This window comes from Klebsiella sp. MS 92-3 (assembly GCF_000195655.1).
Taxonomy (GTDB): Bacteria; Pseudomonadota; Gammaproteobacteria; order Enterobacterales; family Enterobacteriaceae; genus Klebsiella; species Klebsiella pneumoniae.
In genome coordinates this window covers 12,595-15,023 of sequence record NZ_GL882770.1, presented here as the reverse complement: position 1 = coordinate 15,023, position 2,429 = coordinate 12,595, and the positions used below count along the sequence as shown (strand labels likewise).

3 protein-coding genes and 1 pseudogene are annotated in these 2,429 nt (G+C 64.4%); 3 read left to right on the top strand and 1 reads right to left on the bottom strand.

All coding sequences use genetic code 11. The annotated features are described in order from the left end of the window. Together HMPREF9538_RS20425 and HMPREF9538_RS20430 are read left to right on the top strand one after the other, a co-directional pair. A pseudogene (locus HMPREF9538_RS20425) lies at nt 1-186 on the top strand (MFS transporter); the annotation flags it as partial. Between the two features lie 46 nt (nt 187-232). Next, a complete protein-coding gene (locus HMPREF9538_RS20430; RefSeq protein ID WP_004184772.1) occupies nt 233-973 on the top strand; it encodes a lipoate--protein ligase family protein in 741 nt (246 codons plus the stop codon). On the opposite strand, the gene HMPREF9538_RS20435 is transcribed toward HMPREF9538_RS20430, so the two are convergent. Then, entirely contained in the window at nt 933-1,889 is a 957-nt protein-coding gene (locus tag HMPREF9538_RS20435) for a LysR family transcriptional regulator (protein WP_009484391.1), read from the bottom strand. The two genes, HMPREF9538_RS20430 and HMPREF9538_RS20435, sit on opposite strands and share 41 nt — an antisense overlap. Nucleotides 1,890-2,004: 115 nt before the next feature. Between HMPREF9538_RS20435 and HMPREF9538_RS20440 the strand changes: the two genes are divergently transcribed. Further along, complete coding sequence (locus HMPREF9538_RS20440; protein ID WP_004899351.1) at nt 2,005-2,394, top strand: tautomerase family protein; 390 nt, start codon at nt 2,005-2,007, stop codon at nt 2,392-2,394. Nucleotides 2,395-2,429 lie beyond the last annotated feature (35 nt).

The window sequence follows — 2,429 nt, the reverse complement described above, 5'->3', positions numbered from 1 at the left end:
GGGGGCGGCGCGGGCGTCGGCTACCAGGTGGCGAGCGTGGTCGGCGGCGGCTTTACCCCGTTTATTGCCGCGGCGCTGGTCACCTTCTCCGGCGGATCGTGGCACAGCGTGGCCCTCTATCTGACCGCAGGATGCCTGCTGTCAGCGCTCACCGCGCTGATGATGAAAAAGCACCCCGTCGACTGACCCACCAGCGGAGGGCGTAACCCGCGCCCTCCGGTAAGGAGAATACATGTCTCAGTTAACCCTGGCCGACTGCTGGCCTCGCCGTTTTTCCCCCTCTTCGCTGGCGCTGCAGTTTTGCGAGGATCCCACCCAGGCGGAACAGCCGCTGTTTGCCAAAGCCAGCGCCGGCGAGGCCGTCGCCCAGCTCTGGCAGGCGCCGCAGGGATTGGTGGTGCCGGGGAGCTATCGTCAGTTTACGGATCTGCCGGCGGTCAGCGCGCATTTTGCCGCGCGCGGCTGGCCGGTATGGCTTCGCCGCTCCGGCGGCGGTCTGGTACCCCAGGGGCCGGGCATTATCAACCTTAGCCTCGCCTGGCCGGTGCAGCAGCCGCTCGGCGAAGCCGCCGAACCAATCTATCATTCGCTGTGCGCTGTGCTGCAGCGCACCCTCGCGCGCTTCGGCGTTGCCAGCCACCCCCGGGCGGTGAGCGGTTCCTTTTGCGATGGCCGGTATAATCTTGCCTGCGGAGAAGGCGCGGAGGCGCGCAAGATTGTCGGTACCGCCCAGTACTGGCGGCCGCTGGCGGCGGGCGGCGGCCACGTGGTGCTGGCCCATGCGGTGATCCTTATTGACGCCGATCTGAGCGCGGCGCATCAGGCGGCGAACGCCTTCGAAGCGCAGCTCGGCAGCGAGCGGGTCTATTGCGCTGACAAGACCGTTACTCTCGCGCAGCTGCTTCCCGGCGAGCGCCATCTGCTGCCCCGCTTTAGCGAGGCGCTGGCGCAGGAGCTGGACGCGTCTCGCTGAAGGTCGCTTTCAGGTAGCGGCTGAAGGTTTCCACCGCGCGCGACACGCGCGGGGTATAGGGCCGGATGACGTACAGCCGATCGGCAAACACCTCTACTGGCTGCCACGCCGGCAGCAGCTCCTGCACCAGCCCGCGGCCAATGGCCTCCCGGGCGCTGAAATCCGGCAACAGCGCCACCCCAAGCCCCGCCAGCACTGCATCACGTAGCGACTCGCTGTTATTGGTGGCGAATGGCCCCTGCACGTTGATGGTCACCCGAGCATCGGGCGACTGACGGGAGGCGAACGTCCACTGCGGGCGCTGTGGCCCACGGGGATAGGTCAGGCATTGGTGGTGGCGCAGATCTTCGGGGGTCTCCGGGCGGCCATGGCGGCGAATATAGTCGGCGGACGCGACGGTAAGCGTCGCGGTGTGACACAGCGGCCAGGCGACGTGGGTATCGGGGAGCGCCTCGCGTCGACAGTGGCGGATGGCGAGATCGAACCCTTCGCTGGCCAGAGAGACCAGCCGGTCGGTGACCTCAAGCTGCAGATGCAGCTGGGGATGCTGATGCAAAAACGGCGCGATTGCCGGGACCAGCTGCTGGCGGGAAAAGGCCACCGGCGCGGTCAGGCGCAGCGTTCCCCGCAGCGGCCCGCCTTCATCGCAGGCGCCGGTGAAAATATCCCGCAGCTGACCAAACGGCTCGTTGAGCTCCGCCACCAGCCGCAGTCCGTCGTCGCTGAGGCTCACGCTGCGGGTGGTGCGATGGACGAGGGTTTTACCGGTCACCCGCTCCAGCTCGCTGATTTTCTGGCTGATAGCCGACTTGCTGATCCCCAGCTTTTCCGCGGCCCGGGTATAGCTTTTTTGTTCTTCCAGCACCGTCAGCCAGTACAGATGGGGCCAGTAACTCTCCGGACGACTCTCGCTCATGTGATTGTTCACCAGTAAAAACAATGTATTCAACTATAGCGGTTTTTGCCGACGGCGGCATCGGCTAGCATCTTGTTGAGCCCATCATTATTCCCTAACGATAAGGAGCACCTGCATGCCATTACTGACATTTGACCTGATTGAAGGCCGTACGGAACAGGAGGTCAAAACCCTGCTGGATGCCGCCCATCGCGCCGTGCTACGCGCCTTCGAGGTACCAGAACGCGACCGTTACCAGATTGTTCATGAAAACAAAGCCCACCATATGGTGATTGAAGATACCGGCCTCGGACTGACCCGCACGCGGGATCTGGTGGTGGTGCGGGTCTATACCAGCCCGCGCAGCGAGGCGCAGAAGCAGCGCTTCTTCGCCATTTTGCAGGAGGAGCTGGCGGAACACTGCGGCCTGAGCGGCGATGACCTGATGGTGTCGATTATCAGTAACAAGAAAGGCGACTGGAGCTTTGGCCGCGGGGTCGCGCAGTATCTTACCGGCGATCTGTAACCCGCAGCCCGCAGTACACCCTTAGCGGCGGGGCG

Bases quoted from the DNA above. Each gene is read 5' to 3' on its own strand.
- HMPREF9538_RS20430 (WP_004184772.1), top strand. From the start codon at position 233: ATGTCTCAGTTAACCCTGGCCGACTGCTGGCCTCGCCGTTTTTCCCCC.
- HMPREF9538_RS20435 (WP_009484391.1), bottom strand. From the start codon at position 1,889: ATGAGCGAGAGTCGTCCGGAGAGTTACTGGCCCCATCTGTACTGGCTG.
- HMPREF9538_RS20440 (WP_004899351.1), top strand. From the start codon at position 2,005: ATGCCATTACTGACATTTGACCTGATTGAAGGCCGTACGGAACAGGAG.